A 26,106-nucleotide genomic window follows, 5' to 3' on the forward strand; every position below is an offset into this window, starting at 1 on the left:
TCAAAATACCTTTTGCGACACCTTCGTTCCACTGGGAATGAGTCTAACTATTAAATCACAACAGCTCTTAGTGATGAACGAGAAGCTGAGGCATATTTTCTGTTATCCTATTCCGCTTGTTATTTTGAAAATGCAGTAACCTATCCAATGCCCAAAATTGCGCGCTCTGCTCTGGTGATGTTTCCTGCTCAAGCCATGTATGATTTGGTCAGTGATGTTGAGTCCTACCCTGATTTTCTTCCCTGGTGTGAAGAGGCCAGTATTCTCAAAAAAGAAGGTGAATGGGTAGAAGCTGCCCTGGTGGTCACCAAAGGAAAGATTCGACAGGCGTTTTCCACCCGGAACCGGATGACCTATGGTGTCTCCATTGAAATGGAATTGCTTGAAGGCCCTTTCTCACGTTTGCAGGGATCATGGCATTTTAAACCTTTGGGGCCTGAAGGTTGTAAAGTGTCTTTGGAGATGGATTTCGAGGTGTCCAGCAAGTTATTGCGGGCAACGCTCAGTCCTATGTTTGGTCAGGTGATGAACACCATGGTAGATGCATTTTCCCAACGAGCGGAGCAGGTTTATGGCTGACCAGGAAGAACTCCGGCTGACCGTTGAGGTGGCTTACGCGAAGCCTTTTGAGCAAAAGATTTTGTCGGTGAAGGTGGCAAAAGGTACGACCGTCTATGATGCTGTCAGACTTTCTGGAATCGTTAACCTGTTTCCAGAAATAAACCTTGAGACAGCAAAGCTGGGTATTTTCGGCAAAGCAGTACCTAAGCCTCAGGAGCGAGAGCTTAAGGCAGGGGACAGGGTGGAAATTTATCGTCCCCTGATCGCGGACCCCAAGGAAGCGCGAAGGAAAAGAGCTGAAAAAGCCCGGCTAAATAAGCTAGGCTGATGACTCTTGGAGTCGGCTGATGGCTCTAAGGGGTTTCACCAGGTTTCAGGTCACCCCTGACTGAGGACAGGCGGTCATTTTCAAAGAAAATGGTCAGGGTTTTCTGGGTACGTTTACCACCTCCGGGCTGTATGCTGTAGACAAAGTCCCAGCGATCCTTGTCGAAAGTGTCTTCCAGAAGGGGGGTGCCCATAATGTATTGTACCTGGTTTCTGGTCATGCCAGGCTTTAACTGGTCAACCATCTCCTGAGTGATAACATTGCCTTGCTGAATGTCTATCTTGTAGGCACCAGGAAAACTAATGAGTTTTGAGCCGCTGTTGGTGGAACTGGCGCATCCGGCCAGTAGTGCGGCTGAGAGTATTGCTGCGGTATAGACCAGAGGTTTTTGCATCGCTTTCAGACTTCCACTATCTTCTTTTGCTCAAAATGAATTACTTACACGAAAATGAGATAATAGCAGGGTTCTTCTGCTAAAGGTTAGGGAAACGTGTTGGAAAATCAAGAGTTGCGAAAAGCAGGCCTTAAAGTCACCCTGCCACGCGTGAAGATTCTGCAGATATTGGAAGGTGCCCAGGGACGCCATATGAGTGCAGAAGATGTCTACAAGGCTTTGCTGGAGGCTGAAGAGGACGTAGGTCTTGCCACTGTTTACCGGGTTCTGACTCAATTTGAAGGGGCTGGCCTGGTGGTTCGCCACAACTTTGATAGTGGGCACTCTGTTTTTGAGCTCTCCCGTGGTGAGCACCATGATCATATGGTGTGTGTTGAGTCCGGCGAAATCGTTGAGTTTATTGATGAGCAGATTGAGAAGCGTCAGCGCGAAATTGTTGAAAATCACGGTTTTGAGCTAGTGGATCATAATCTGGTGCTCTATGTTCGGCCGAAAAAGAAATAATAGTGACTGTTTTCATTACATGTGAGTAATGAAAACAGCCACCTCTACAATTTTTACTATTGGACAGAAGTGCCCAGCATTTCCTTTGCATGTGCCAGGGTGGACTGGGTGATTTCTACGCCGCCCAGCATCCGGGCCACCTCCTGTACTCTGTAGTCACCACGAATAATGGCAATGTGGGTTTGGGAATCGGACTTTGTCACTTTTTTATTAACATGGAGATGCTGGTGCCCCTGTGAGGCAACCTGGGGTTGGTGGGTGACGCAGAGTACCTGTCCTTTATCGCCAATCTCCCGCAGCATATTGCCGACGATTTCTGCGGTGCCTCCGCCGATACCTACATCAACTTCATCAAATACCAGGGTGGATATATGAGAGGTTTGTGCAGTGGCAACCTGGATTGCCAAACTGATACGGGAGAGTTCGCCGCCGGATGCCACTTTGGCTAATGGCCGGGGAGGCTGTCCCGGGTTGGTTGCCACCAGAAACTCGATATCTTCCAGTCCTGCCTGACTAAGTTTCTGATGAACTATGGGATTGAGGGAAACGCTGAAGATCCCTTTGTTCATGCCCAGTAGTCTCATGCGTGAGCTGATGACTTTTTCAAGCTTTAACCCAGCCTTCCGTCGTTTTTGTGACAGCGTTGAGGCCTGTTCCTGATAGCTTTGATGTAAGCGGTTTAACTGCTCTTCCAGCTCGGCCGTGATTTCGTCATGGCACTGAATGCCTTCAAGCTCCTGGGCAAGCTGTAGTTGCTTGTCATGGAGTTGTTCCGGTTGAATCCGATGTTTTCTGGCCAGCTCATAAATGGCACTGAGTCGTTCCTCAATGCTATGAACCCGTTCAGGATCATTGTCAAAATGATCCACAAAGTGATTGATTTCACCAACGGCTTCTTCCACCTGTATCTGCGCGGAAGCCAGCATATCTATGGATTGGGTAATGGCAGGATGGTCCAGGCTTAATTCGCTGAGCTGGTGCAGGCAAAGGCTTAATTGTTGCAGTACATTGCCTGATTCATTATCAGAGCAGAGACGGGTGACCTGGTGACAGGCGGCCAGGGTTTCAGCGGCATGGGTTAATTGTTTATGGCTGGCCTCAAGCTCTGTCACCTCCCCTTCCTGGAGGCTGAGTTGTTCCAGCTCCTGAAGTTGATATGAAAGTAACTGAATGCGCTCATCCCTTTCCTTTCTCATTGAAAGAATCGAATCAAGCTGTTCCCGAGTCTGGGCATAATTAAGGGCGATGGTTGCCACTTTGGCTGCCAGCTTTCCAGTCCCGGCATAGTCATCCAGTAATCGCCTGTGATGACTCTTTTTCAACAGGGATTGGTGCTCGTGCTGGCTGTGGATATCAATCAGTAGTTCACCCACTGTTCTCAAGTCAGTGAGTGGTGAGGCTGAGCCGTTGATATATCCCCGTGACCGTCCTTCACGGGTAATGACTCTCCGTAATATGCACTCATTGTCTATATTAAGGTCCCGTGCTTCCAGCCACGCCCGGGCTGCGGGGCAGTGGGTCAGGTCAAAGCAGGCTCTGATTTCCGCGCGTTGAGAACCGGACCTGACACAACTGATATCAGCCCGGTCACCAATAGCCAGCCCAAGGGCATCCAGTATGATGGACTTACCAGCCCCGGTTTCTCCGGTGATGACGGTCATCCCGGGGGGTATGTCCAGATCAAGCTGGTCAACAATGGCATAGTTGCTGATAGATAACTGGTTCAGCATATTGAATCCCGGCGCTATGGTTACCGAATGGTTTTAGGTGAAACACTTTACTCATAGTTATTATGGAATATAACTGTTTATTTATACAGTATATGGATCGGCTGAAAGGGTAAAGAGTTTTGCCTTTCAGGCTGAAGGTATCGGATGTGCCTGTTTTTGTTCCAATAGCAACCGGGTTATATAGGGAGCAATTCCCTGCAATAGCTGATATGCACTTACGCCAATATAGCTGGCGATGACTGCTAGCGAGAACAATCTATTTGTATATTTATGGGTATCAGGTTCCAGGCCGGGTTGCTGGAGAGTACGGTGGTAAAAGTTGTTGTAAATATTGTCTCGGATGATGGTTGCTATGTAGTTGTCGCAGCTATGCCAGGTTGTTCCTAGGTTGCATGCTGAATTTATAACGCCTGTTAATGATAAACAGTTCTTAACTGTGTCTGCTTCTTCGCTTGTATGATTTGGCGTGAGGTGTTGTATGGTTTTGCCTGCGAGCAGAAAGGTTGAGTTCTGGTCACCGTAATAAGCGTTATACAGGGTGTTTATGGGGTCAAAATTTCGTGCGTGGGCTGTTATGGGTACAGTAACTGTCTGCCCCACATGGCGGTATCCAAAATACTCAAAAGGCACGTTGGGAACAATATCAAATGGAAAGGCCACAAAGGCGATAATCCTTGTGCCAAATAGCTTATCTATTGCCATCGCAGCAGTGTGATCAAATACCCGCGGCCCACCCATTGTGATGACAAAAAGCTGGATGTTTTGGTGATCTGCTGAAGCCAAGTCCATTTCTTTAAATAAGTAACTGGCGGTCAGAAGGGCTTTTGCTGCACCCAGACTGTGACCCATGATGATAAGTTCAAGTTGAATCCCGCTATCAGCAATGTCCTGTATGCTTGTGAGTGGAATACCTGTCAGATGGGGCAGTGCATTGATGAGAGTTTGTTGAACAGCGTCGTACGATGAGTTGGCGGCATTAACAAACCCTTTGTGACCCTGACCTTTTAGCCCCATAGGCAGGTCTGTTTTGGCGGCATTCATATCCGTGAGAATGCCGGGGGTAGATTTGGTGCCGTTAAATGCCAGAACAGCGGTTATATGATTGGGGTTATCACTGTCCGGCCTTAATGCCAGTAAACCGGATTGTTCAACCTCCTCTAGCTCAACCTCATCCATTGCTGTTGAAGATAAGAAGTAGTTTGTAGCAGCACTGATCGCAGGTTTCAGGATATTTGCGCCTTTGATACCCGTTTCACCTTCAATGACTGAAATATGCCAGCCTCTATATTTATTACTTGTGTGTCTTGGCAGATTGCCTTCCTGATCCATTTCATAGGCAAGAGAGGCAAAATTAATGACCTGTTGGAATAGGTCCGGGGTTGGCAACTGAAAATCTTTATTGGGGGCTTCACTGCACGAGGTAATGCTTTCTTTAATGGGGACTGCGTTGCATAAGACAGTGCTTGTTTTTAGTCCTCCAAGGGCAGGTCTGGAGATTGCCGTCAATGCTGATATCAATAAAAGTAAAACGTGGATGCCGAATATGTTTTTGATAAGCATTCGGGATACCTTCATCTTTAAAATTATCAACGTCCTTTTATTCAAATGAGTCCTGAATTAACGCTTATCCTGCAATATAGGCTTTGTATTTTCATCTGACTAATAAGCCAAATTTGTTTTGTTTTTTTTGAAAATGGTCAATGTCAGTGAATGCTCTGTTGCCACTGTCTTTTGCTGTTTTTGTTCTTTTTCCTTGAATCACCATCTTGCGTCCCCATATAGCATTCATTAAGTTGAATTGCCCTGGTGGGTGTTTTCATGACTGACTGGGAACACCCCCTGGAACAGGCCAGATAAAGATCCGGAGAATCGGGATGACTGTAGAAAACGGTAAGGCAGAAGAGCAGCTTCAGTCTGCAGAAGAAGTTGTCATTGAAAAAGAATCGCCTGAGTTGACTGAAGAGCTTATGCAGAAAGAGGGTGAGAGTTTGGAAAACGCTACCCTTGATCAGAATGATTCCGGTTGGCAGCAAAGAATTGAAGAGCTGACAGCTGAGCTGGATAAGGCCAAAGATCTTGCCCTGCGGGCACAGGCAGAAATGCAGAATGTAAAGCGCCGGGCAGAGCTGGATGTTGAGAAGGCGCATAAATATGCTCTGGATAAATTTGTAGAGTCTCTGCTGCCTGTTGTGGACAGTCTTGAAAAGGGGATTGAAAGTGCAGCCCAGGCCGAAGGTGGCCATGATGCCATGAAAGAGGGCATGGAGCTGACCCTGAAGCTTTTCCTGGATACCCTGGAACGCTTTAAGGTTCAGCAGATGAATCCGGAGGGCGAGCCTTTTGACCCTAACTTCCATCAGGCCATGTCCATGGTGCCTAACCCGAGCGTAGAGCCTAATACCATTATGGCGGTTTTCCAGAAAGGCTATACCCTGAATGAAAGGGTTGTTCGTCCCGCCATGGTTGTTGTTGCCAAGGGAGCCTGATGAGGCGGCAATTTTCCGGGAATAAGCCTGCGGAAAATAAATAGTTAAATAGGTATAAGGAGCACCCTTGAAAAAAAAACAGGTGCTCCCATATAGCATTCAAAGGCCGTGAATTAAGGCGCAACCAACGGCGTAACAAGCGGCGGAAACCAGATAAGAAGCTCTGCAGGTCAGGGCGGTGGAGAGATTCAGAAATGGGCAAGATAATCGGTATTGACCTGGGTACAACCAACTCCTGTGTGGCCATCCTGGACGGTGACAAGTCCAAGGTGTTGGAAAACGCAGAAGGTGCACGCACCACACCTTCCGTTATCGCATTCACTGATGATGGTGAAACCCTGGTAGGCCAGCCTGCCAAGCGTCAGGCGGTTACCAACCCGGACAATACCCTGTTCGCCATCAAGCGTCTGATCGGTCGTCGCTTCAAGGACGATGTGGTTCAGAAAGACATCCAGATGGTGCCCTACAAAATTGCTGAAGCCGACAATGGCGATGCCTGGGTTGAAATCAAGGGTGATAAGAAAGCCCCTCCCCAGATTTCTGCTGAAATTCTGAAAAAAATGAAGAAAACAGCAGAAGACTATCTGGGTGAGTCCGTAACCGAAGCGGTTATCACTGTACCTGCATACTTCAATGACTCCCAGCGTCAGGCCACTAAAGATGCTGGTCGTATTGCCGGTCTGGAAGTCAAGCGTATCATCAACGAGCCTACTGCCGCCGCCCTTGCCTATGGCATGGACAAGAAAAAAGGCGACCAGACTGTAGCGGTATACGACCTGGGTGGTGGTACTTTCGATATCTCCATCATTGAAATTGCAGACGTTGATGGTGAGCACCAGTTTGAAGTACTGGCCACCAACGGTGACACCTTCCTGGGTGGTGAAGACTTCGACATGCACCTGATCGAGTATCTGGCAGCCGAATTCAAGAAGGATCAGGGCATTGACCTGAAAGGTGATCCCCTGGCCATGCAGCGTCTGAAAGAAGCCGCTGAAAAAGCCAAAATCGAGCTGTCCTCTGCCCAGCAAACCGATGTTAACCTGCCATACATTACCGCTGATGCCACAGGGCCTAAGCACCTGAATGTTAAAGTAACCCGTGCCAAGCTGGAATCTCTGGTTGAAGCGCTGGTGGAGCGCTCCCTGACACCTTGTGCCACTGCATTGAAAGATGCCGACCTGGATATGTCTGACATCGACGAAGTGATTCTGGTGGGTGGTCAGACCCGTATGCCTCTGGTTCAGGAGCGTGTGGCCAAGTTCTTTGGTAAAGAGCCACGTAAAGACGTGAACCCTGATGAAGCGGTTGCCATGGGTGCTTCTATCCAGGCTGCGGTTCTGGCAGGTGATGTTAAAGACGTGCTGCTGCTGGACGTAACTCCGCTGACTCTGGGTATTGAAACCATGGGTGGTGTGATGACTGCCCTGATTGACAAGAACACCACGATTCCTACCAAGAAGTCCCAGGTGTTCTCCACAGCCGATGACAATCAGACTGCGGTAACCATTCACGTTTGTCAGGGTGAGCGTAAGCAGGCTACACAGAATAAGTCCCTGGGTCGTTTTGACCTGGCTGACATTCCTCCAGCACCTCGTGGTATGCCTCAGATCGAAGTGAGCTTCGACCTGGATGCCAACGGTATCCTGAATGTATCTGCTAAAGACAAGGCCACTGGCAAAGAGCAGTCCATCGTCATTAAGGCATCCAGCGGCCTGTCTGATGATGAAATCGATTCCATGGTTAAGGATGCTGAAGCTCACGCGGCAGAAGACAAGAAGTTTGAAGAGCTGGCATCTGCCCGCAACACTGCCGATGGCCTGATTCACGCCACTCGCAAGACGCTGGAAGAGGCGGGTGACAAGGCCTCTGAAGAAGAAAAGACAGCCATTAACAAGGCTATCTCTGAACTGGAAGACGCGCTCAAGGCTGATAACAAGGACGACATTGAAGCCAAGACCAAGGCTCTGTCTGATGCTTCCGGAAGCCTGGCCCAGAAGATGTACGCTGAAGCTGCCCAGCAACAGCAAGGCGCCCAGCCTGAGGAAGGCAAGGCGGACTCTGGCCGTTCCGCAGACGATGCGGTTGATGCAGAGTTTGAAGAAGTAAAAGACGAGAAGAAGTGATCATTCAATATCACTCCTGACGGATGATGTTGTAGTTGCAGACGGCGCGGGAGTTTATCCCGCGTTGTTGTGTCTGACAGTCACGAAACTAGCCATGAAATATCCGGGTTAGGATCATCATGGCGGCCGTAATCAGATGTTATCGTTGTCCCCGAAGCTTTCTGGGCGATAAGGGCTGAGCAATCACGGTTAATTTAATTGCCGCTATTCCGATTTAAAGTTATCGATTCGGAGTGCTAGAGGTTTCAGGGTTTTACTTATGGCAAAGCGAGACTATTACGAAGTACTGGGTGTTGAAAAAGGTGCTTCGGACAAAGAAATTAAAAAGGCCTATCGCCGGATGGCCATGAAGTTTCACCCTGACCGCAATCCGGATGATAAGGAGGCAGAAGAGCGCTTCAAGGAAGTTAACGAAGCCTTTGAAATACTGTCTGATGACCAGAAGCGCGGAGCTTATGATCAGTATGGCCATGCCGGGGTTGACCCCAATATGGGAGGCATGGGCGGTGCCGGAGGCTTTGGTGCTGGTAACTTCAGTGATATTTTTGGCGATGTCTTTGGTGATATTTTTGGTGCAGGCGGTGGTGGTCGTACCCATAGTAGCGTACAACGGGGAGCCGACCTCCGTTATCAGCTTGAATTGAGCCTTGAAGAAGCCGTTAAGGGCACCAATAAAAAAATTCGTATCCCCACCCTGGTGGAATGTAAAGAGTGCAATGGCTCAGGCGCTAAAAAAGGCACCCAGCCTGTTACTTGTACCACCTGTGGCGGTGTTGGTCAGGTGCGTATGCAGCAGGGCTTCTTTTCTGTCCAGCAGACCTGTCCGGAGTGTCATGGCAGTGGCAAGATGGTAAAGAACCCTTGTGGTGGCTGTCATGGCGAAGGCCGGGTTCAGGAGCACAAGACACTGTCTGTGAAAATTCCTGCCGGGGTGGATACCGGTGATCGTATTCGCCTGGCTGGAGAAGGTGAGGCGGGGGTTAATGGTGGGCCTGCCGGTGATCTTTATGTGCAGATCAGTGTGGCGGACCATCCGATTTTCCAGCGTGATGGTAAACACCTGTACTGTGAAGTGCCTATCACCTTTGTTGATGCTGCCCTGGGTGGTGAACTGGAAGTGCCAACCCTTGAAGGCCGGGTTAAGCTAAAGATTCCTTCAGAAACCCAGACCGGAAAGCTGTTCAGGTTAAGAGGAAAGGGCGTAACGCCTGTAAGAGGCGGGACTGCCGGTGATTTAATGTGCCGGGTTGTGGTTGAAACCCCTATCAAGCTGACAGAGAGGCAAAAAGAGCTGCTAAGAGAGCTGCACAACACATTTGAGGATGAAGGGCAGGGGCATCAGTCACCCAAGAAAAAGTCATTCTTTGAGGGCGTAAAACGTTTTTTTGATGACATGACCTCCTGATTAACCGCTCCCTGTTTTCCGCTAAGAAAAAAGGCTGGATTGACATATATGGTTACAGTCTAGGCTGTAACCATATATGTTACAGGTGGCTGTATGGCTATCAAGAAGTTTCTGGACAAAGGGTTGGAAGCAGTAATTATGACCAGAAAAAGAAACCGAAAACCTACACACCCTGGCTACTTTTTCAAAGTCGATGTGCTGGCTGCAAACAATGTTAGCATCAGTGAGGCAGCCAGAACGCTGGGTGTTTCTCGTAAGCACTTATCCGCTTTTGTTAATGAAAAAGTCCCTTGCAGTCGTGACTTGGCGAAGCGCCTTGCTCTAGCCACAGAAACCAGTATTGCAAGCTGGCTTAGTATGCAGGCGGCTGTTGATGTCTGGGAAGCTGAGCATGATGACAGTGCCCACTATGACGCTGTAGGGAAAATTGCTTTTGGTTGATGGTGTATCGATTGAAGCGGTATATCCGGTTTTCTTTTTTCTCATGAGAGAAATGTAAACTACTCCATGAGCCTAAATACTTTTCTGCTTTTCGTGTGGGATAGCTTTACTCCCCCTATGTGTTAAGGCTGTTTTTTGTGGTTTTTAGGATACTGCCTGCCAAAATAGCCGATTTTTTTAGCTGAATGGGTGACGTGTTTTTTTTTAAGCTTTAAAGTCCGGTATAAAAAATAATCATATTGAGTTTACCCTATTTTTTCCGATGTTTTTTTAGGAGAGATGCTTTTTTCCAGAGGTTTATCCACAGAAAAAGTGGAAAAGTCGACGATAGACGTGTGCATGAGTATGCTATTTTTTTAGTTTCCTGATAGCGTAATCTGAAAAACAATACAACCCTATTTTTTTAAAATTCCCCTGTTTTTTAAGGGGAAAATGATTTTCACAGATTATTTTTATGAGTATTTGAGTGTTTGTTTTTTTACTCATTTACTCATAAATTTGGGTAAGTGCTCTGGTTTATTTTTAAACAGCAGAATAATGCCTGTCAAAGGTCTCCGGTTTTGTTCTGTTCTTGGAATAATCGGGGTACTTAATAGCTATAGCCAAAAAGTACCTGCTTACAGGATGCAGTTATCAATCACTCTGAGCCTTGCTGGCGCGCTTTAGCTCTTTATGAATGAGTCGGTTTATTAAGTCATGGAGGGTTTCATTATTTTCAAGGGCCAGTTGTTTCAGGGATTTATGAACAGAGCGGGGCAAGTTAATATTGAGTCGTTTGACAGGCTCCCTTTGCAGGTCTGCTATAGCTTCATTAACTCTTTCAGACTTTTCACGTCTTGGCTTTCTGGCGAAAATACTCATAGATACTTGTCCTTAATCTCATTTTTTATAGTCATTATTTCCTCTTTGGCTTGACTGTATCTTTCCAGAAGAACGCTTTGTCCCCGGCCTGCCGCTGTGGGGTAGGCTAGCAGGTTGGTTGTGCGTGATGAAAGGATGGGGAGGTCATAATCGGATAAAGCTAATGACACTTCATCCCCTATAAGACTTTTTTTGATGGCTCTGGAAATGATGAAAGCTGATTCAGGACTTCCTCCTGAAACTTCTTGCCGGGTCTTTATCAGGTCAACGAGATCGGCTGTAGCCCAAACATCATAAGCAGAGGGGGTTACAGGTAGAATGACCAGGTCGGCTACTTTAAGTGCGGCAGCAGCGAGCTTATCGGCGGCGGGGGCACCATCAATAACAATGTATTGATAAGAGTCTGACACGGCATTCAGGTCTACAGGCAGTGTTTCTCTGCTCATCCCAAGAACCGGGATAAGTGAGCCGCCGTTCACTTCATTCCAGTCAAGAGAGCTTCCCTGGGGATCCTGGTCCACCAGTAAAACCTCTCCGGGAAAATCCTGGGCTAATGCGCAGGCCAGATTACAAGAAATAGTTGTTTTACCAACGCCTCCTTTTTGATTGAGTACAGCAATTACATAAGCCATTGTTTTTATCCTTTTTGCGTATTGGCCAGGATAGTTTAAGACTGTGAGTAAATGAGTAGAAGAGGGGGGTTGAAAATAAAGCCGCTTAAGTTGTTTGATGTGAGTGATTATTTTTCTGTATTTTTAAAGCATATCATGTGGTTTTTTCTTAAAATAAGCGATTTTTTCTGTGTATTTTGATGTTGCTGTAACATTTATCCTATAAATTTCGGTATGAAAAATAACCAGGTTGATTCGATACTGTTTTTACAGAGTTTTTTCTATGCTTGATGGGTTTTTCCAGAGGTTTATCCACAGAAACGGTGGAAAAGTAGACGGTTGACGTATACGTCAATGGATTCTTTTTTTTGTTTTTTTCTATTGGAAAAAAGCAGTAATAAAAATAATAGATTCTATTTTTCCCCTATTTTTTCAGGCTAAAAAATGCTAGCGGGTAGAATAAGGTGAGTATTTGATAATTTACTTATTTACTCATTTACTTATCAAGGTTGGAAAAATATGCTTGATCTTTAAACAAAAGAGGGCGCTGGCATTTTTGAAATGATTTTTGCTGAAAAGAAGTCAAGAACAATAAGGTATCCTAATCGATAGCCTGATGGAAGGCTTTAGAGATTATTTTTAACTTTTTAATCATCAGACACTTTCAGGGAGTCAATATTAATGCCCTCGTGCCCGGGAGGCATCTTCCCGCTTAGTTTGATCATGAGTCTGAGGTCATTGGATGAGGTGGCATGTTGCAAGGCTTTTTCATAGGTGATTTTTCCAGATTCATACAAGTCATACAGAGACTGGTCAAAGGTCTGCATTCCCTGTTCTCTGGATTTGCCCATCACTTCTCTTAGTTCATCAATCTGCCCCTGTTTGATTAGGTCGGCTATACGGGGCGTGTTCAGGAGTACTTCTACGGCAGGGTATACTTTATTTTGTTCTTTTGAGGTTATAAGTTGCTGGCCAATAATGGCCTGGGTATTGAGAGATAAGTCCATCAATAATTGCGGGCGCTGCTCCTGGGGGAAAAAGTGAATGACTCGCTCAAGCGCCTGATAAGCGTTATTGGCATGTAAGGTGGCGAGGCAGAGATGACCGGTTTCCACAAACTCAATGGCATGCATCATAACCTTTGCGGATCGGATTTCTCCAATGGCGACAACATTGGGAGCCTGCCGGAGCGCATTGGCAAGGCCTTGTTCAAAACTTTCCGTGTCAAGGCCTACATCCCGTTGGGTAATAATGCAGTTTTTGTGTTCATGGATAAACTCAATAGGGTCTTCGATAGTGATGATATGGCCGGTTCCTGCCCGGTTGCGATGACCGATCAGGGCTGCCATTGACGTTGTTTTGCCTGAGCCGGCAGCTCCAACAAACAGAATAAGCCCCCGGGGTTGCAGAACCTGGTCACCCAAGTGCGTCGGCAAGCCCAGTTCCGGGAGTGTGGGGATTGTGGTGTTGATTTTTCGGATAACCATTCCGGGTTCGCCCTTTTGATAAAATGCACTAACCCGGAAGCGACCAATATTATCCAGATGTACCGCATAGTTGCTTTCATGGGTTTTACAGAACTGCTCAAACCGTTGTGAATCCATCAAGGCTTTTATTGCTTGCTCTGCCAGTGGTCTGGTGAGGGGCTGTTTGCTAATAGGGGTAATTTGATTGTTTATTTTCAGGCAGGGGGGGTAGCCAACGGTGACGAAAAGCTCTGAGCTATTCTTTTCAACGACAAGCCTTAGGGCTTTATGGATATCCATATCAGGGTCTCTTAATTTAATGGTCAGTTGTATTGAAATGATGTTCCAGTGCAGTTAGGCCAAGATAAGCGCCTCATTTTCAGCGTCCTGAGGCTGTCGCAAAAGTTATTTTTATTAACCACGGCACCCTGAAGGGCATAATAAAGACACAAAGGCACGGAGATTTATAGTTTAAAGATATAAAAACTCTGTGCCTCCGTGTCTCTGTGGTTAAAAAAAAGAGAATCAATCTCGTTTTGTGCACGCTGCATTTAGTTTCGCGACACCCTCTCCCCGCTGGGAATGCATACGGGTATTTCAACCTATTCAATATCTGTATCGATATCCATGCTTCCCTGCACTAGTTGGTTCAATCTGTTTTTTATGTTGATGTGTAGAATGTCGGCGTTAGACTTTCAGGGTTGAGGTATGTTTGGGGTTTAAAATGATCAATGTTGCTGTAGTGGGTGTTGCCGGAAGAATGGGGCGAATGCTGGTTGAGGCGTTGGCTTGTGATAAATATACCAGCCTGGTGGCTGCAATAGCGCCTCCGGAATCAGCACTGCTGGGGGTGGATGCTGGAGAGCTGGTGGGTGCTGGCACTATGGGAGTTGCAATAACCGATAGTCTGGAAAAGTGCATTGATAAGGTGGATGCGGTTATAGACTTTACTGTGCCTGACTACACCCTGGAAAATGCAGCCCTGTGTGCAAAATACAAGAAAAAATTGGTGATTGGTACAACGGGTTTAACGGAAGCTCAAATTGAGGGGGTGCAAAAAGCGGCACAAGAGACTGGAATTGTCTTTGCGCCTAATATGAGTATTGGTGTCAATCTCGTATTTAAGCTATTGGAAATGGCAGCAAAGACCCTGGAAGGTGACGCAGATGTAGAAATTATTGAGGCTCACCATAAAAACAAAGTGGATGCCCCGTCAGGAACAGCCCTGAAAATGGGCCGGGTTGTGGCAGAAGCCACCGGTAAAAAACTGGAAGACTGTGCTGTTTATGCCCGGGAAGGCTATACAGGACCCAGGAAACAAGGAACGATTGGCTTTGCTACCGTCAGGGCAGGGGATGTCATTGGGGATCACACGTCTTTATTTGCCTGTGCCGGAGAGCGGATTGAAGTGACGCATAAGGCCAGTGACAGAATTATTTATGCCCGTGGCGCTATCAGGGCAGTGAGGTTCCTACAGGATAAACAGTCCGGGTTATTTGATATGCAGGATGTGTTGGGGCTGAGTTAATTATCCCGTTTCCGGCATCCCGGGGATGCCGGGGTCGGATTTTGAATTCGCCCCCCAACATTCTCAAACTGAGTGAGACTCCATATACTCCCTGAGTGCCTGGTTCAGTGCCGTCTGGTATTTGGGGTGCTTTGCTTTGAACCAGGCCAGCACATCCGCATCCAGCCGGATAGACACCTGCTGCTTCACTGGACGATAGAGCTTGCCCGTCTCAGCCTTGTCCCAGTCTGCTATTTCTGGAATGTCACTGGTATCAATCTCGGCATCCGGTTTGTCAGCCAATGCCTGAAGTTCTCGCTTCTGACTAGGAGTTAAGTCGTTTTTTTTCATAAACCCGCCTCTCATGCAATGTTGCCTTACGAGCAGAAATAATCCTGATCACCTCTTCCCTGTCACCCTCAAAGAATGTGTGCGCCACGAGAACAACAACCCCGTTAATGTTGCCGGTGGAATCAAAAGCTCTGGTATGAAGGGCGAGACTGAGGTGGTACAGGCAGAACCTGACATATAGGCTATAGTTGGAAAACGATCTGTTCACAAGCGCAGCTATCCCTCTGTAACATGAATACCCCCACTTTGCCTTTTGCCCAAAAAACGTCGCTTTTTTCTGTGTGCCTGAGTCTGCTTGTTACAGCTTTTATAGCTGTTGCTGTGTTTGCTCTACCATCGGTTCAGGCAGCTCCGGTTGACGATGCCATGGCTGCTTTTCTTAACCAACAGAAAGCAAAGACTGAAACACTGGAGGCTAAGGATGATGCAGGCAAGCAAGCAAAAGAACTTTCCCTTCAGCACCTGGAAGAGCAGACTGAAAAAACTAAGTTGGTGATGGATGACACTGTTGAAACCCGTAAAGCCTGTGTGGGCTGTTTGCAATACACTGCTGAAGATACCTTTGTAGATATGTTGATAAAAGGTGAAATCAGTAAGGTGGAGGTTATCTACATCACCCCCCAGCCTCTGACCCCATTATGCAACCAACCGGGGACAGCCGGTGATGAGAGTTTTCATCCCGTGAACAGAGGGCAGGTGGATATAACAGAAACTGTTACCCGAAGGACTGACAGTGTCAGGCGGCTGCTAGCTTATGCGAAAAGCAATCCTGGACAAATGACATTGCATTTCGTGCACACACAAAAAGGATATACAGAGAGAACAGAGCAACAACAAGGTATTTTTAATGCCATATCCGAGGCAGGGGACTGCCAAAACATCATCTTTAATGCAATAAAAGAGGAAATTCCCCCTGAAATGGTTGGTGCCTCCTATTGGGTGACTGCTACGGATGGCCAGCAGTTTCTTTGGAGCCTGACCGGTAAGCAGGCTATTCAGGAAATAGACAGTTCCCAGCAAGCATGGACAATCTATTTTGGCCGTCTGGATGATCCGACTATAAAGGCAAGATCAGAAGGAATTAAGGATTTCTATGGTAAAGCGGTGCCTGGGCAAGGCAGCGACTGATCAGTGTATTTTTAATACCCCATCTGGATTCGGCTTTACTACTTAAAGAACTATAACTGCACTACAAATGCGCTATAAAAATAGTGCGTTTGTAGTGATAAAAAGTGCTAATTTAGAATCTTACTTGCCGTCCAGGGTTCATTGTTACTCAGGTCAGTGCCGGTCATGGTGTTATTGGTGATGGTGTGAATGGTGTATTTTATGCGGCACTCTGTGCGGTGTAGCCCAGAGAAACCATAGGTGCAAAATGTATGCTCACCATTCTCTGTGACATCATGGTTCACGATGTTATAGAGGTCGTTATTCTCAGTCTCTATTATCCCTTTTCCGCCCTCCGTCGTATTAAATGTCACCCACTTATACCTGTTGTTATTGGTATACACCATCTTCCATCGCGTCCCCTCCAGGTCCTCAAAGTTCTGCAGAACCCTGTTTTCCTGCAACCGATACTTAACATCACCGGCTCCCTCCAGCCAGATTAAATCCACCCGGTAATCCCCGTTCAGGTCTTTCAAGTCAAACTGCCGCACATTCTCTCCTTCCAGCAACACCTGCGCCTCTCCAAACACCGGCTGGGTCTTATCCTCACTGGCAGACACACCACTGACAGCCCCCAGCAAAACCACAGAGGCCAAACCGCTAACAACCGTTCTTATCATTATTCATTTCCTTATCACCACTGAGCGGGCTTTGCCATTGTTTCACAAAAAGCTATTAACGCAACTGATGTAACAGGGATGCCCGGAATCAGCCCGGCATCGCCTTAGAGAGAAGCAAGAACGGCAGGTATCGTCGGTATTGCTGTCAGAACAAGCAAAAAGGCACAAACACAAAAAGCGGTTTTGGGGTATTCGTGGCTAACTTTGATCAACTTGGGTAGATACTTGATCATGGTCTATTCCTATCCTGTTTCTGGTGGTCTCGGTCGGAGATTAATTGCGATCTCCTGAACTGTGTGATGATCATCCCTTCAGTCAGAAGATCTTTCATTGATATTTTTTTGTTGGTTTCTTATCAGGTTTTTCAGCTTTAAAAATGCGGCAAAAAACAAAAAAATGTTATGGATTTTTTTCTGAAACCGGAGAAATCAGAGTAAAGGCGGGGTTCTGATTTCGCATAGCAGAAATGGCATCCGAGCTATGGGAGCAATACGACACATCCAGGACAGCAATGGCCATGAAGATTATTTATAACGACTGGACAGCGACTTCTGGGGGCAAGGCCGGTACTCACTGACAGAAAAAGCGGATTAATCAGTAAGGTGATGCTGATTAATCCGACTTCACTGGCAGGCCAATGAGTAACAAACTGATAGCTATCAAGGCGGGCAGTGCAACTTTCGCCGGAGCCTTTCGCTATGCGGCCTATGCCCATTTTTCCTGTGCTCTTTCCCCTATAGAATATATGCCTTTGAATCAGGAGCGGGCATGTAGTCTTCATCCTCCAAAGCCGTCAGGACCTTTTTGCCCCGAAATATCCGATAACGCCGCGTACGCGGTCTAATAGCTGTTATATCCCTTCAACTATAGAGGAACTAAAATGAAAATTCGCAATTCAGTATTTATCATAGGACTTATGATCTTCAGTTGTTCAATCTCAGCTGATGATATTGAAATATACGATCAAGATGGAAACTATTCATATGGTGAGGTTGATCGTAGCGGAAACATTGAAATATACGATCAAGATGGAAACTATTCATATGGTGAGGTTGATCGTAGCGGAAACATTGAAATATACGATCAAGATGGAAACTATTCATACGGCGAGGTTGATCGTAGCGGCAACGTGGAAATCTATGACCAAGATGGGAATTATTTATATGGTGAGCTTGACTAGACATAACAAGTAGCTTTTCCGGAAAAACAACGGAAGCTGGGGTCATATGGTTCGCCCCGCGATGCAAGGAAAAGTTTTCAGTAATAGCTAAAGAGCGTGAAACCGGGGTCGCGTGAAACCGGGGTCGGGTCTTGATTCTTGAATCAACTTCTATCAAGAGGAAAGACCTGCCCCTGATTTCCGACCCAAATAACTAAAGTCAGTGTGATTTACCTATAGAAAACAAGCAACTCGTACTGCTATTCTGCCAATTTACATAAACCTGACAAACATGAAAAGATTTATAATTGCTGCTATTGCCACGTCAATGTTTTCCAGCACTGTTTTTGCAGGTGCAGAACAATACTCAAGTAAAAGATGGTTATCATTTGGTAGCTATTCTTCAATAGTTTTACCTTACGAAAACAGTCAGGATGACTCCAAGTTTTATGGTTTAGTTGTAGATTGTTCTCCGTCTCAAGGTACATACAGAATTTTTGTAAAAGATATATATTCGAAACCAGGAGAAATGATTAGGTGGGAAACAGATAAGGAAATGGGAAGCATTTCTAATAAATCAAGTATGGTACTTAACTTTAGAGTTAGTATGACATGAACGTTTGGTTATATTTTAAAAATTGTGTGCAAAAATACATCCAAACGTTTTTTCAGATTCGGTATTATTCTTGATTATTGCGTTGTTGCCGCTATTTATGCCGCTTTTTTCTTTTCTTTGACTATTCCGTCAGTCAAACTATTAAAATTGAACTCATATTTTTGGCTATATCGGTTCCAGCCCTCACGAATAGGTAATCTGGGGATAATTCCTGCGAGTGCAAATCTTAGCATGCCAGCGGTGGTTGTATCCTGATCCCGCCAAGGAATCCTTGAAATGCCCACGCTTGCTTGATTTTTACAGACGGTCAACAGTTGCAATAATGCGTATCCAGCCATCTTCAGATGCATCCACCGCAACAGAGTTCTCAGCTTTTGCTGCCATAACTGGCGGCAACCAAATGAATGTTTAATTTGCTGAAACATGGGTTCAACCGGCCATCTTTTCGCATAAATACGAAGGATGTCTATACCTTCAAGTCCAGTATTGGTTGCAATGAATATACGGCTTTCTGTCAGTCCTTTATCATTTTCAAACCGACCCCAGACAACCCGAACCTTGCGGCCTTTCAGGAAGCGAGCCCGACATACCCGGGTGCGATAACGTATCTTTCGAAATCTGCCGTATATTCTTACGGTTGTTTGATATTCCGGTAGCTTCTCCACTTCCGGGGGCGTCATTTTGATGCCATACTTTTTGGGTCGCCCACGTTTTTTTGCAGTGGACTCCAACGGTAAGGCATACAATGCCCGGTTTAACGGGATTTGCCCTACTACTTCATAGCCCATTTCCAGAACGGGTTGCATTAGCGTCCAGTTCATATACCAACAGTCTGTCAGCAAGCGCAGTCCTTGCACCTTCACCTCTTGCCTCACTACTTTTAGCATGGCAACAGCGATTTTTAGCTTACTGGCATTGCCTGAAGCAGGAGATGGAAAGGAAAGCACAGGGATGGCAGTAAATACTTCATCTTTAGCCCGCTCAAATACAACAGCCAGGGATACCCAGCATTGTCCCCAGATATACGTTGGCCGGTTCCTTTTTTTACTGTGCTGGTGATGGGTTCGGCAAGCGGGAGCCTTGTCAGAAAAACGCTCCACCACCCAATCATCAAGACCAATGTTGATAAGTTCACCCCGTGGTACTTTTGAGCATACCAGCTGAATGAGCCGGCATGCGAGGCTCCTCCACCGCCACTTGCCTTGAGAGAGCCAATGGTGGTAACTGCTCCATACGCATTGAAAGTTATTAATAGATAACAGCGCCTGAGTGACAAAGCCTTGCCCGGATAGCATGCAGCCAAAAAGAAGTTCGCAGAACGTAGGTACTGCTGTTGGGGATAGCGCTGAAGCAAGAAACGTTGTATATAAGGCAAGCTCCCGGAGGATCTCTTTATGATCTGAAGTGAGCATAGCAACCATCTTTGTATTTTGTTTGGAGATGGTTGCTATTAACCGATTTCAGATGAAAATCGTACTATTGTTCTTTGGTAACTCTAAAGTCGAGGTATGGTAGTAAGAACCAAAAACCAAGATGTTGCTCTCAACAACCGTATCGTTAATGCAATCAAAAGTGGCAACTGGATAGAATTTGAAAATACTGTTACAGGAAGTAGAGCTAAATACACATTAAAAGGTTCTACAAAAGCAATAAACAGTATTGTTTCATGTAAATATTAAAAAATAGAGTTGCATCGGGGAAGCTAAACCGCGCCCATTTAGAAAACCGTAGTTTGATAGATCAGTGTAAGGGCGCGCTTTAGTATAAAAAGTATGTCATTCTATCTCGATAAATACGACCTGTCAGTCAAGTTAAAATCAGTAATATAGCGCTTTTTGCCTGCTTGACCATGGTATTGAAAGTCTCTCCAGAAAAGTGGAATCAAACCAGGGATTGCCTGCTTCAGCAATCCATACATGCTTCTCATCCCCGTACACGTGAGCGTTTTTCGGCGCTTTATCAAGTTTCTCAGGGAGACTCAGCCTCTAACGTCGCTAAGCAACTGGGGCGTCGCCTTGATACCGTCACGAACTGGATTCACCTCTACCATGATAGCGGGCCTGAAGCCATGACTTATAAACGGACAGGTGGCCGCCCCCCTTTTGCCAAATAATCAGTAAAGCAGCCGCAGGCCTGATTGACAGAAATTTAGAAAAAGCTGCTTCTCAGGAATACTCTCCCATCCGCCCTCGCTGGACTTTAAAGTATCTGGTTCAGTGGTGCTGGGATCAATTTCAGGTACGGTGTTGTCGTGAGACCATACGACAAGCACTCAAACGACTGGGATATTCATGGAAGAAAGCCAAAAAACTGCTTAATAAAGCCGATACCGGCAAGCGGGCTGATTTTTTGGAAACATTGAAACCACTGCTATCGAAAGCCATGTTCCAGAAACGCCTACTGGTTTACATTGATGAGGCTCATATACATCAGGAGACGGACATTGGATATGGCTGGTCTCGCAAAGGCGAACGCTTCTGGGTCAGCTCTCACTCGCCAAAACTGGCTGATAAGATTACGTTCTATGGTATTTATTACTACAACCTGGGACAGGTTAGAATCTGGCCTTATCCCTGTGGACGAAAAGAGCACACAGTCAATGTACTGGAACGCATCAGGCAAGAACATCCTGACAGGGAGATTGATATTGTTTGGGATGGTGCCTCCTGGCACACCGCTCATGTTGTGAGAGATGCAGGGCTTCGCCTCAACCTGAATATTATCCAGATGCCGGCGTATAGCCCCGACTTTATGCCTGTGGAAGCACTGTGGCGCTGGTTACGAGAAGATATCACTTATCACCATTGCCACAAAACGGCAGAAGACTTACTTAAGGCAGTCAATAGCTTCACTCACCGTATGAATCAGAACCCTGAAGAAATTGCTGATAGATTATGGGTCAAAGACAGCCTGAATGATGAGGAGGAGTCCATGAGGTCAGTCAGGCTGTCAGCCGTCTCATAAAAGTCCGGTTTTCTAAATGGTTGGGGTTTAGCTAACAAAAAATTCCAGCGGACGCCTACGGCGACCGCTGAATTAGGCGTTAACACTACAAAATTGAGGTCATCATCTATTGGACATAAGAAAAGATCTAGAACCTGTTGATACTTATATTTATAGGCTGCTCGAGATTGCAGACCAATTCAATAAAAATGTTGAATATTGGTCTCACCTGAAGAATAAGGAAGACTTTAGAGAAGTTATGCAAATACCAGAATCCGAACGCTACAAAGTTGAAAAAGTGTATTCGGATGGAAAAGATATGGCTCTTTTTATGAAAAGTGCTCTATTTGGAATAAATCATGACTTTAGTGAATACCCAACTCTGACCTCTATAACTCGACTTTAGAGTTACCAAAGAACAATAGTACGATTTTCATCTGAAATCGGTTAATAGCAACCATCTCCAAACAAAATACAAAGATGGTTGCTATGCTCACTTCAGATCATAAAGAGATCCTCCGGGAGCTTGCCTTATATACAACGTTTCTTGCTTCAGCGCTATCCCCAACAGCAGTACCTACGTTCTGCGAACTTCTTTTTGGCTGCATGCTATCCGGGCAAGGCTTTGTCACTCAGGCGCTGTTATCTATTAATAACTTTCAATGCGTATGGAGCAGTTACCACCATTGGCTCTCTCAAGGCAAGAGCGCGAACAGGGGTCGGGTCTTGAATCTTGATCAGTCTGCCCCTGCTGCCATACCCTCGCCGGGTGGGGGTATGGCAAGTTTCCTAACTAAGAGACATTTCCGTCCCTCTCATCCCTGCAAACCCAATTAAAGGAGTTATCAAAACCTGATGGCCAGAGTCAGGTCAGGCAGGCACGATGCCGCGCGGGGATTACCCTGCTTTGCCGTCAGTGGTCACGGTTGCCGCTGATGCAGGCATGCAGCCGGACAACCGTGACCACTGACGGCAAAGCCCATGGCCCACCGTTGCTTGTGGGGTTGGGTGGCGCGCCTCCGCAGCCAGCCCGCAAAAAATGCCGGAAAATCCTGTGCCTGCGCAACATTCCTAATCCCTTATATTGCTCGTCCCTCACAAAATAAGGGATTAGGAATATTGCTTCATCCAGTGTCGTGCAAAAGCATTTTTTGCACGCTGGCACTCCGGCACTGCCACCCAACCCCACAAGCAACGGTGGGCCATGGGCGCGGCATCGTGCCTGCCTGACCTCCAACCATCGTGCAAGCTGAGGGAACGGAAACCGGTAAATACGGATAAAACCACAAACCTGATTTATCCGTTACCCTGCTTACGGTTTAAACCGCATCCCCCCGAAACATAATCCCAGCTAAAAACGGTGGTCGAAACCAGGGTCGGGTCTTGGATTTTGAATGGCATAGGTGTTTGAAGATTTAAGACCCGGCTCCCAACATTTACAAAGTTCAGCGCAATGCTCGGGGCAGTTTATGAAATATTCGGGTTAGGTGAGTGATTTTTACTCAGGGGTTTATAGAGTAGGATTTATAGGATGGATACTTATAAAATAGACTGTCGTTGACAACGAATATTTGTCAGGAGTCAGTGATTTTACTTTATCCATTATGCATGAGAACCAACCCTGATGTTTGATAACATAGAAGCACTAAAAGCCCAGCTGGATGCCATGCGGCCTTTACCCCGGCATACTGTCAAATCTCTCAGGGAGAATCTCGTTCTTGAGTGGACTTATAATTCCAACGCCATAGAGGGCAATACGCTTACCCTGAATGAAACTAAGGTGGTGCTGGAAGGGATAACGGTGGGTGGCAAGAGCCTTAGGGAGCATTTTGAGGCTATCAATCATAGGGAGGCTATTTACTGGGTAGAGTCGCTGGTGGCTCACAGGGAGCCATTGTCAATATACTTAATCAGGCAAATCCATCAGATTGTATTAAAAAATATTGACGATAATAATGCCGGAAAATTCAGGAGTGAGAATGTTGTTATTTCTGGCGCAAGTCATACTCCACCGGACTTTACAAGGGTTTCTGAGCTTATGGAACTGTTGGTGGCTGGCTACGGGACCAGCGGCTTTCATCCCATAGAAAAGGCCTGTAGGCTCCATACTGATTTCGTAAATATACATCCCTTTGTGGATGGTAACGGCAGAACAGCAAGGCTTCTTCTCAATTTGTCACTGATTCAGGATGGCTGGCTTCCTGTTGTCATAAAAGCGGTGGATAGGGCCAGTTATTATGATGCCTTGGATGTAGCCTGTATCTCTGATGATTACAGTCAGTTTGTTGGGATGGTTGTGGCTTTGCAGGAAGAGACCTTAAAAAAGCACCTCTCACTTTGTGTGTAAAAAGGAATTTAATGTACTCAGTATGCCGGGATAAAAGAACAGGCTGGGTATATTGAATACGTCAATGCCTATGACAAAGACTATGTCCCCCAACGACTGATTACTGTCTATTTGGTCATGAACCCAGAGCCGGATCTTGAATTTTGACCGGCGCTGGTCGTGGCAGTTAATGGCCGTTCTCGCTATCCGACACTGGACGGGTATACCAGGCGATAATCGCTGACAGTATGAATGAACTCTACCGCATAAGTGCCTTTTCCATCAGGTGTTCAAGGCGCTCAAAACGCTGATTTATCTTCTCTTCCATGTGCTCAAAACGCTGGTTTATCTTCTCTTCCATGTGCTCAAAACGTTGGTTCATATTTTCTTCCAGTTGTTCAAAACGTTTATCCACTTGTTCAAAACGATGGTTCACCTGGTTAAATCGTAGCTGGACTTCATCACGCAACCCTGTCAGGCCATCGTGGTTTTTCTGGCACAGCGCATGGATGCCTTCCTGCATTTCGTTCCAGACCTGGTGCTTGATCTCATCTTTCTTATGGACAAGCTGGCGCAGGGCAAAGACTTCTGTTTCCAGCTTTTCAACACGGGCTTCAATTTGACTCATGGTAAATGCTCAATGGTGATATTTTGCTTATTGGTCAGGGGATTATAGCCTACGATGCCGGGGTTGCTTGAAGCCGGAGTCAGGTTTTGAGTTTTGACCGGTATAGGTGTTTGAAGATTCAAGACCCGACCACCAAAACGCTTTGACCAAGAGAGCCATTCTGGCTTTGGAAGATGATACCATCTTCCAGGGCACTGCCATCGGAGCCGATGGCGAAACCTGTGGGGAAATTGGTGGATGTCCTATAAACCCGTCCTTAAACCCGAAATTGAGCTATGGTGCTTTGGTGACTCTAAACTAGAGTTGATAGTATTCGTAAGCAGTAAGACCGTCTTTATCTTTTATGGTGCCATCGGCCCCTTGATCAAGCCACCATTGGAGAAGCTCATCGTCACCGTTTATTCCTGCATGGTGAAGGGGAGTTCTGCCTCTATCGTCAGGAGCGTTGGGAGACGCTTTGTGAAATACCAGTCTTTCCAGTATTTCAGAATAGCGTGCTTTAGTAGCGACTATAGCGGCTGTTTCACCTTTCTGGTTTTGACTATTGATTTTACCCCTGATGACCCCTTGGTTTTCTGCGTTAAGTAACATATTCGTTATTTTAACATTACCTTGAGAAACGGCTGTATGAAGCAGTCGAACATCGATTGTCGTATGGGGGTATAGTGCAGCCCTTTTTTCAAGGCATATCTGAACTGCTCTTTTATGACCATTTTCAACTGCTCTTTCTAATAAATGGAGCAGATTGTGTTCTGTGATATCCTGATCAACAATCAATTTATAGATATCATTTTTTTTGTCTTCATTTGGTGTTAGGAGGGCGTCAATGATTCTTGGTTCTAACCTGTCTAAGCCACTAGCTAGGAGTGGGTGTTTTAAAAGCTGCTTTGCTTGATCTATTTGATTGGAGTTGATTAAATGTTTTAATAGCTCTACTTGTAGGTAATAGTTTCCGGCCATATCTTTGCATTTGCGTACGATATTTCTTATTCGCTTGCTTTTTGAAAAAAGTAATGCGTTTGCTGAAACTTTAGCGTCTAGAGTGGATGCCCCTATAGAAAGGAAAGTTTTGGATAATAAGTCTGTCAGCTCTCTGATCTCTTCTATACCCCTATCAGTTATTATTTCCTTTAAGGCTCTAATACTTGTATTTGGTTGCCTTACTTTAAGTGGATTGACTCTTTTAATCCATGCATTAGCAGGATGATCTAGAAGCATGGATCTTGCTTCTCTAGTCATAAAGCCCATTGTATCTTCAGGGGATGTGAAACCTTCATCATCTTCTATAGGTGGCGACATAGTGTGATCTTTGCCAAGTAGTCTCAGGAATTTAAAATATCCATTTTGTGCAGCCAGGTGACAAACGGTCGTATTGTTTTCATCCTTTATTCTTGCGTTAACATCTGCCTCGGCCTGAACTAGAGAGGCCAGTGCTTGAAACTGAGGGGCTGAAAGATCTGTACGTTTAATATGTTGAGAAAAGTACTCCCAAAGATAATAAAGAGGGGGGAGATTCGTTTTTACATTTCACATTTGGGTTTGCACCACGGTTTACTAACAAAGTAATACAGTCTGTGTGCCCGAATAACGATGCATAGTGTAAAGCTGTTCGTTTTTTGCAATCTTCTTTGTTAAGGTTTTCAGGAAACAATGATAGGTATCTTTCTATTGTACTGGGTTTATTTTGCACTGCTAAAAAATGCAGGATAGGCATGGTTTCAAAGGTTTCTTCCTCATCAAAAACATACATGCTCCATTTTTTGTTAAAATTAATTTCGTTAGGAGTTATGCTTCGTAAAATCTTACGATCGTACTGATGAATACAATTAAGTAGGTCATAGTTTGGTTTCAAATAAACTGGATGTTCGGCCAGTACGAG

Annotated in this window: 29 protein-coding genes and 2 pseudogenes; 16 read left to right on the forward strand and 15 right to left on the reverse strand. The window is 45.9% G+C overall.

The window, feature by feature from the left end; all coding sequences use genetic code 11:
- Positions 1-147: 147 nt before the first annotated feature.
- Together MJ595_RS07905 and MJ595_RS07910 are read left to right on the forward strand one after the other, a co-directional pair.
- Positions 148-579: a type II toxin-antitoxin system RatA family toxin gene (locus tag MJ595_RS07905; protein WP_263081909.1), complete on the forward strand. Its 432-nt coding sequence runs from the start codon at positions 148-150 to the stop codon at positions 577-579.
- The gene (locus MJ595_RS07910; protein ID WP_263081910.1) at positions 572-889 is read left to right on the forward strand and encodes an RnfH family protein; all 318 of its coding nucleotides are present in this window, start codon (positions 572-574) and stop codon (positions 887-889) included. Before MJ595_RS07905 ends, MJ595_RS07910 begins: the two co-directional genes overlap by 8 nt.
- Positions 890-914: 25 nt before the next feature.
- Here MJ595_RS07910 and MJ595_RS07915 read toward each other — a convergent pair whose 3' ends face one another.
- Entirely contained in the window at positions 915-1,283 is a 369-nt protein-coding gene (locus MJ595_RS07915) for an outer membrane protein assembly factor BamE (protein WP_263081911.1), read from the reverse strand.
- Between the two features lie 96 nt (positions 1,284-1,379).
- Between MJ595_RS07915 and fur the strand changes: the two genes are divergently transcribed.
- Positions 1,380-1,787, forward strand: a complete 408-nt coding sequence (gene fur / locus MJ595_RS07920) for a ferric iron uptake transcriptional regulator (protein ID WP_263081912.1) — start codon at positions 1,380-1,382, stop codon at positions 1,785-1,787.
- 56 nt (positions 1,788-1,843) lie between these two features.
- Here the strand turns inward: fur and recN are convergent, their stop codons facing one another.
- From recN to MJ595_RS07935, 3 genes are all read right to left on the reverse strand, one after another.
- Complete coding sequence (gene recN / locus MJ595_RS07925; RefSeq protein ID WP_263081913.1) at positions 1,844-3,517, reverse strand: DNA repair protein RecN; 1,674 nt, start codon at positions 3,515-3,517, stop codon at positions 1,844-1,846.
- Positions 3,518-3,643: 126 nt separating this feature from the next.
- Positions 3,644-5,077 carry a lipase family protein gene (locus tag MJ595_RS07930; RefSeq protein ID WP_263081914.1) on the reverse strand — a complete coding sequence of 478 codons (1,434 nt, stop codon included), beginning with the start codon at positions 5,075-5,077 and terminating at the stop codon, positions 3,644-3,646.
- 91 nt (positions 5,078-5,168) lie between these two features.
- Positions 5,169-5,306 (reverse strand): hypothetical protein, encoded by a 138-nt coding sequence (locus MJ595_RS07935; RefSeq protein ID WP_263081915.1) that lies wholly within the window; start codon positions 5,304-5,306, stop codon positions 5,169-5,171.
- 85 nt (positions 5,307-5,391) lie between these two features.
- Between MJ595_RS07935 and grpE the strand changes: the two genes are divergently transcribed.
- The 4 genes from grpE to MJ595_RS07955 all read left to right on the forward strand — a co-directional run bounded on the left by grpE (position 5,392) and on the right by MJ595_RS07955 (position 9,972).
- Positions 5,392-6,003 carry a nucleotide exchange factor GrpE gene (gene grpE / locus MJ595_RS07940; RefSeq protein ID WP_263081916.1) on the forward strand — a complete coding sequence of 204 codons (612 nt, stop codon included), beginning with the start codon at positions 5,392-5,394 and terminating at the stop codon, positions 6,001-6,003.
- A gap of 194 nt (positions 6,004-6,197) precedes the next feature.
- On the forward strand, positions 6,198-8,126 hold the full coding sequence (gene dnaK / locus MJ595_RS07945) for a molecular chaperone DnaK (RefSeq protein WP_263081917.1): 1,929 nt from the start codon (positions 6,198-6,200) through the stop codon (positions 8,124-8,126).
- 259 nt (positions 8,127-8,385) lie between these two features.
- Positions 8,386-9,531, forward strand: coding sequence for a molecular chaperone DnaJ (gene dnaJ, locus MJ595_RS07950; protein WP_263081918.1), 1,146 nt, complete (start codon positions 8,386-8,388; stop codon positions 9,529-9,531).
- A 93-nt stretch (positions 9,532-9,624) separates the two neighbouring features.
- Positions 9,625-9,972 carry a HigA family addiction module antitoxin gene (locus MJ595_RS07955; protein WP_263081919.1) on the forward strand — a complete coding sequence of 116 codons (348 nt, stop codon included), beginning with the start codon at positions 9,625-9,627 and terminating at the stop codon, positions 9,970-9,972.
- A gap of 633 nt (positions 9,973-10,605) precedes the next feature.
- On the opposite strand, the gene MJ595_RS07960 is transcribed toward MJ595_RS07955, so the two are convergent.
- The 4 genes and pseudogenes from MJ595_RS07960 to MJ595_RS07975 form a co-directional block, all read right to left on the reverse strand.
- Entirely contained in the window at positions 10,606-10,833 is a 228-nt protein-coding gene (locus MJ595_RS07960) for a hypothetical protein (protein ID WP_263081920.1), read from the reverse strand.
- Entirely contained in the window at positions 10,830-11,279 is a 450-nt protein-coding gene (locus tag MJ595_RS07965; protein ID WP_263322472.1) for an AAA family ATPase, read from the reverse strand. The genes MJ595_RS07960 and MJ595_RS07965 overlap by 4 nt, the downstream gene beginning before the upstream one ends.
- A gap of 54 nt (positions 11,280-11,333) precedes the next feature.
- Positions 11,334-11,465, reverse strand: a pseudogene (locus MJ595_RS07970) (ParA family protein); the annotation flags it as partial.
- Between the two features lie 626 nt (positions 11,466-12,091).
- On the reverse strand, positions 12,092-13,210 hold the full coding sequence (locus MJ595_RS07975; protein ID WP_263081921.1) for a PilT/PilU family type 4a pilus ATPase: 1,119 nt from the start codon (positions 13,208-13,210) through the stop codon (positions 12,092-12,094).
- 424 nt (positions 13,211-13,634) lie between these two features.
- Here MJ595_RS07975 and dapB point away from each other — a divergent pair, with 424 nt between their 5' ends.
- Entirely contained in the window at positions 13,635-14,438 is an 804-nt protein-coding gene (gene dapB / locus MJ595_RS07980; RefSeq protein WP_263081922.1) for a 4-hydroxy-tetrahydrodipicolinate reductase, read from the forward strand.
- Positions 14,439-14,501: 63 nt separating this feature from the next.
- Here dapB and MJ595_RS07985 read toward each other — a convergent pair.
- Together MJ595_RS07985 and MJ595_RS07990 are read right to left on the reverse strand one after the other, a co-directional pair.
- Positions 14,502-14,708 (reverse strand): annotated as a pseudogene (locus tag MJ595_RS07985) (BrnA antitoxin family protein); the annotation flags it as partial.
- A gap of 34 nt (positions 14,709-14,742) precedes the next feature.
- Entirely contained in the window at positions 14,743-14,976 is a 234-nt protein-coding gene (locus tag MJ595_RS07990) for a BrnT family toxin (RefSeq protein ID WP_263081923.1), read from the reverse strand.
- 23 nt (positions 14,977-14,999) lie between these two features.
- Here MJ595_RS07990 and MJ595_RS07995 point away from each other — a divergent pair, with 23 nt between their 5' ends.
- Entirely contained in the window at positions 15,000-15,896 is an 897-nt protein-coding gene (locus MJ595_RS07995) for a hypothetical protein (protein WP_263081924.1), read from the forward strand.
- A gap of 107 nt (positions 15,897-16,003) precedes the next feature.
- Here the strand turns inward: MJ595_RS07995 and MJ595_RS08000 are convergent, their stop codons facing one another.
- Positions 16,004-16,555 (reverse strand): hypothetical protein, encoded by a 552-nt coding sequence (locus MJ595_RS08000; RefSeq protein ID WP_263081925.1) that lies wholly within the window; start codon positions 16,553-16,555, stop codon positions 16,004-16,006.
- A gap of 880 nt (positions 16,556-17,435) precedes the next feature.
- Between MJ595_RS08000 and MJ595_RS08005 the strand changes: the two genes are divergently transcribed.
- Both MJ595_RS08005 and MJ595_RS08010 read left to right on the forward strand, forming a co-directional pair.
- Positions 17,436-17,735: a hypothetical protein gene (locus MJ595_RS08005; RefSeq protein WP_263081926.1), complete on the forward strand. Its 300-nt coding sequence runs from the start codon at positions 17,436-17,438 to the stop codon at positions 17,733-17,735.
- Positions 17,736-18,006: 271 nt separating this feature from the next.
- Complete coding sequence (locus tag MJ595_RS08010; RefSeq protein WP_263081927.1) at positions 18,007-18,330, forward strand: hypothetical protein; 324 nt, start codon at positions 18,007-18,009, stop codon at positions 18,328-18,330.
- A 95-nt stretch (positions 18,331-18,425) separates the two neighbouring features.
- Here the strand turns inward: MJ595_RS08010 and MJ595_RS08015 are convergent, their stop codons facing one another.
- Positions 18,426-19,751 (reverse strand): transposase, encoded by a 1,326-nt coding sequence (locus MJ595_RS08015; RefSeq protein ID WP_263078492.1) that lies wholly within the window; start codon positions 19,749-19,751, stop codon positions 18,426-18,428.
- 428 nt (positions 19,752-20,179) lie between these two features.
- Between MJ595_RS08015 and MJ595_RS08020 the strand changes: the two genes are divergently transcribed.
- From MJ595_RS08020 to MJ595_RS08040, 5 genes are all read left to right on the forward strand, one after another.
- Positions 20,180-20,443 (forward strand): helix-turn-helix domain-containing protein, encoded by a 264-nt coding sequence (locus MJ595_RS08020; protein ID WP_263078558.1) that lies wholly within the window; start codon positions 20,180-20,182, stop codon positions 20,441-20,443.
- Between the two features lie 23 nt (positions 20,444-20,466).
- On the forward strand, positions 20,467-21,294 hold the full coding sequence (locus tag MJ595_RS08025) for an IS630 family transposase (protein ID WP_263322473.1): 828 nt from the start codon (positions 20,467-20,469) through the stop codon (positions 21,292-21,294).
- Positions 21,295-21,403: 109 nt separating this feature from the next.
- The gene (locus MJ595_RS08030; RefSeq protein ID WP_263081928.1) at positions 21,404-21,679 is read left to right on the forward strand and encodes a hypothetical protein; all 276 of its coding nucleotides are present in this window, start codon (positions 21,404-21,406) and stop codon (positions 21,677-21,679) included.
- Between the two features lie 74 nt (positions 21,680-21,753).
- Positions 21,754-22,110 (forward strand): hypothetical protein, encoded by a 357-nt coding sequence (locus MJ595_RS08035; protein WP_263081929.1) that lies wholly within the window; start codon positions 21,754-21,756, stop codon positions 22,108-22,110.
- A gap of 787 nt (positions 22,111-22,897) precedes the next feature.
- Positions 22,898-23,620: a Fic family protein gene (locus tag MJ595_RS08040; RefSeq protein WP_263081930.1), complete on the forward strand. Its 723-nt coding sequence runs from the start codon at positions 22,898-22,900 to the stop codon at positions 23,618-23,620.
- Between the two features lie 238 nt (positions 23,621-23,858).
- Here the strand turns inward: MJ595_RS08040 and MJ595_RS08045 are convergent, their stop codons facing one another.
- The 3 genes from MJ595_RS08045 to MJ595_RS08055 form a co-directional block, all read right to left on the reverse strand.
- Positions 23,859-24,227 (reverse strand): hypothetical protein, encoded by a 369-nt coding sequence (locus MJ595_RS08045; RefSeq protein WP_263081931.1) that lies wholly within the window; start codon positions 24,225-24,227, stop codon positions 23,859-23,861.
- A 297-nt stretch (positions 24,228-24,524) separates the two neighbouring features.
- Positions 24,525-25,526: an ankyrin repeat domain-containing protein gene (locus MJ595_RS08050; RefSeq protein ID WP_263081932.1), complete on the reverse strand. Its 1,002-nt coding sequence runs from the start codon at positions 25,524-25,526 to the stop codon at positions 24,525-24,527.
- 166 nt (positions 25,527-25,692) lie between these two features.
- Positions 25,693-26,079, reverse strand: coding sequence for an ankyrin repeat domain-containing protein (locus tag MJ595_RS08055; RefSeq protein WP_263081933.1), 387 nt, complete (start codon positions 26,077-26,079; stop codon positions 25,693-25,695).
- Between the last annotated feature and the right edge of the window lie 27 nt (positions 26,080-26,106).

The organism is Endozoicomonas sp. Mp262 (assembly GCF_025643335.1).
Classification (GTDB): domain Bacteria; phylum Pseudomonadota; class Gammaproteobacteria; order Pseudomonadales; family Endozoicomonadaceae; genus Endonucleibacter.

Coding starts and splice junctions, on each gene's coding strand:
- MJ595_RS07905 (WP_263081909.1), top strand. CDS start 148: ATGCCCAAAATTGCGCGCTCTGCTCTGGTGATGTTTCCTGCTCAAGCC.
- MJ595_RS07910 (WP_263081910.1), top strand. CDS start 572: ATGGCTGACCAGGAAGAACTCCGGCTGACCGTTGAGGTGGCTTACGCG.
- MJ595_RS07915 (WP_263081911.1), bottom strand. CDS start 1,283: ATGCAAAAACCTCTGGTCTATACCGCAGCAATACTCTCAGCCGCACTA.
- recN (WP_263081913.1), bottom strand. CDS start 3,517: ATGCTGAACCAGTTATCTATCAGCAACTATGCCATTGTTGACCAGCTT.
- MJ595_RS07930 (WP_263081914.1), bottom strand. CDS start 5,077: ATGCTTATCAAAAACATATTCGGCATCCACGTTTTACTTTTATTGATA.
- MJ595_RS07935 (WP_263081915.1), bottom strand. CDS start 5,306: ATGAATGCTATATGGGGACGCAAGATGGTGATTCAAGGAAAAAGAACA.
- grpE (WP_263081916.1), top strand. CDS start 5,392: ATGACTGTAGAAAACGGTAAGGCAGAAGAGCAGCTTCAGTCTGCAGAA.
- dnaK (WP_263081917.1), top strand. CDS start 6,198: ATGGGCAAGATAATCGGTATTGACCTGGGTACAACCAACTCCTGTGTG.
- dnaJ (WP_263081918.1), top strand. CDS start 8,386: ATGGCAAAGCGAGACTATTACGAAGTACTGGGTGTTGAAAAAGGTGCT.
- MJ595_RS07955 (WP_263081919.1), top strand. CDS start 9,625: ATGGCTATCAAGAAGTTTCTGGACAAAGGGTTGGAAGCAGTAATTATG.
- MJ595_RS07960 (WP_263081920.1), bottom strand. CDS start 10,833: ATGAGTATTTTCGCCAGAAAGCCAAGACGTGAAAAGTCTGAAAGAGTT.
- MJ595_RS07965 (WP_263322472.1), bottom strand. CDS start 11,279: ATGAGCAGAGAAACACTGCCTGTAGACCTGAATGCCGTGTCAGACTCT.
- MJ595_RS07975 (WP_263081921.1), bottom strand. CDS start 13,210: ATGGATATCCATAAAGCCCTAAGGCTTGTCGTTGAAAAGAATAGCTCA.
- dapB (WP_263081922.1), top strand. CDS start 13,635: ATGATCAATGTTGCTGTAGTGGGTGTTGCCGGAAGAATGGGGCGAATG.
- MJ595_RS07995 (WP_263081924.1), top strand. CDS start 15,000: ATGAATACCCCCACTTTGCCTTTTGCCCAAAAAACGTCGCTTTTTTCT.
- MJ595_RS08000 (WP_263081925.1), bottom strand. CDS start 16,555: ATGATAAGAACGGTTGTTAGCGGTTTGGCCTCTGTGGTTTTGCTGGGG.
- MJ595_RS08005 (WP_263081926.1), top strand. CDS start 17,436: ATGAAAATTCGCAATTCAGTATTTATCATAGGACTTATGATCTTCAGT.
- MJ595_RS08010 (WP_263081927.1), top strand. CDS start 18,007: ATGAAAAGATTTATAATTGCTGCTATTGCCACGTCAATGTTTTCCAGC.
- MJ595_RS08015 (WP_263078492.1), bottom strand. CDS start 19,751: ATGGTTGCTATGCTCACTTCAGATCATAAAGAGATCCTCCGGGAGCTT.
- MJ595_RS08020 (WP_263078558.1), top strand. CDS start 20,180: ATGGTATTGAAAGTCTCTCCAGAAAAGTGGAATCAAACCAGGGATTGC.
- MJ595_RS08035 (WP_263081929.1), top strand. CDS start 21,754: ATGGTTGCTATGCTCACTTCAGATCATAAAGAGATCCTCCGGGAGCTT.
- MJ595_RS08040 (WP_263081930.1), top strand. CDS start 22,898: ATGTTTGATAACATAGAAGCACTAAAAGCCCAGCTGGATGCCATGCGG.
- MJ595_RS08045 (WP_263081931.1), bottom strand. CDS start 24,227: ATGAGTCAAATTGAAGCCCGTGTTGAAAAGCTGGAAACAGAAGTCTTT.
- MJ595_RS08050 (WP_263081932.1), bottom strand. CDS start 25,526: ATGTCGCCACCTATAGAAGATGATGAAGGTTTCACATCCCCTGAAGAT.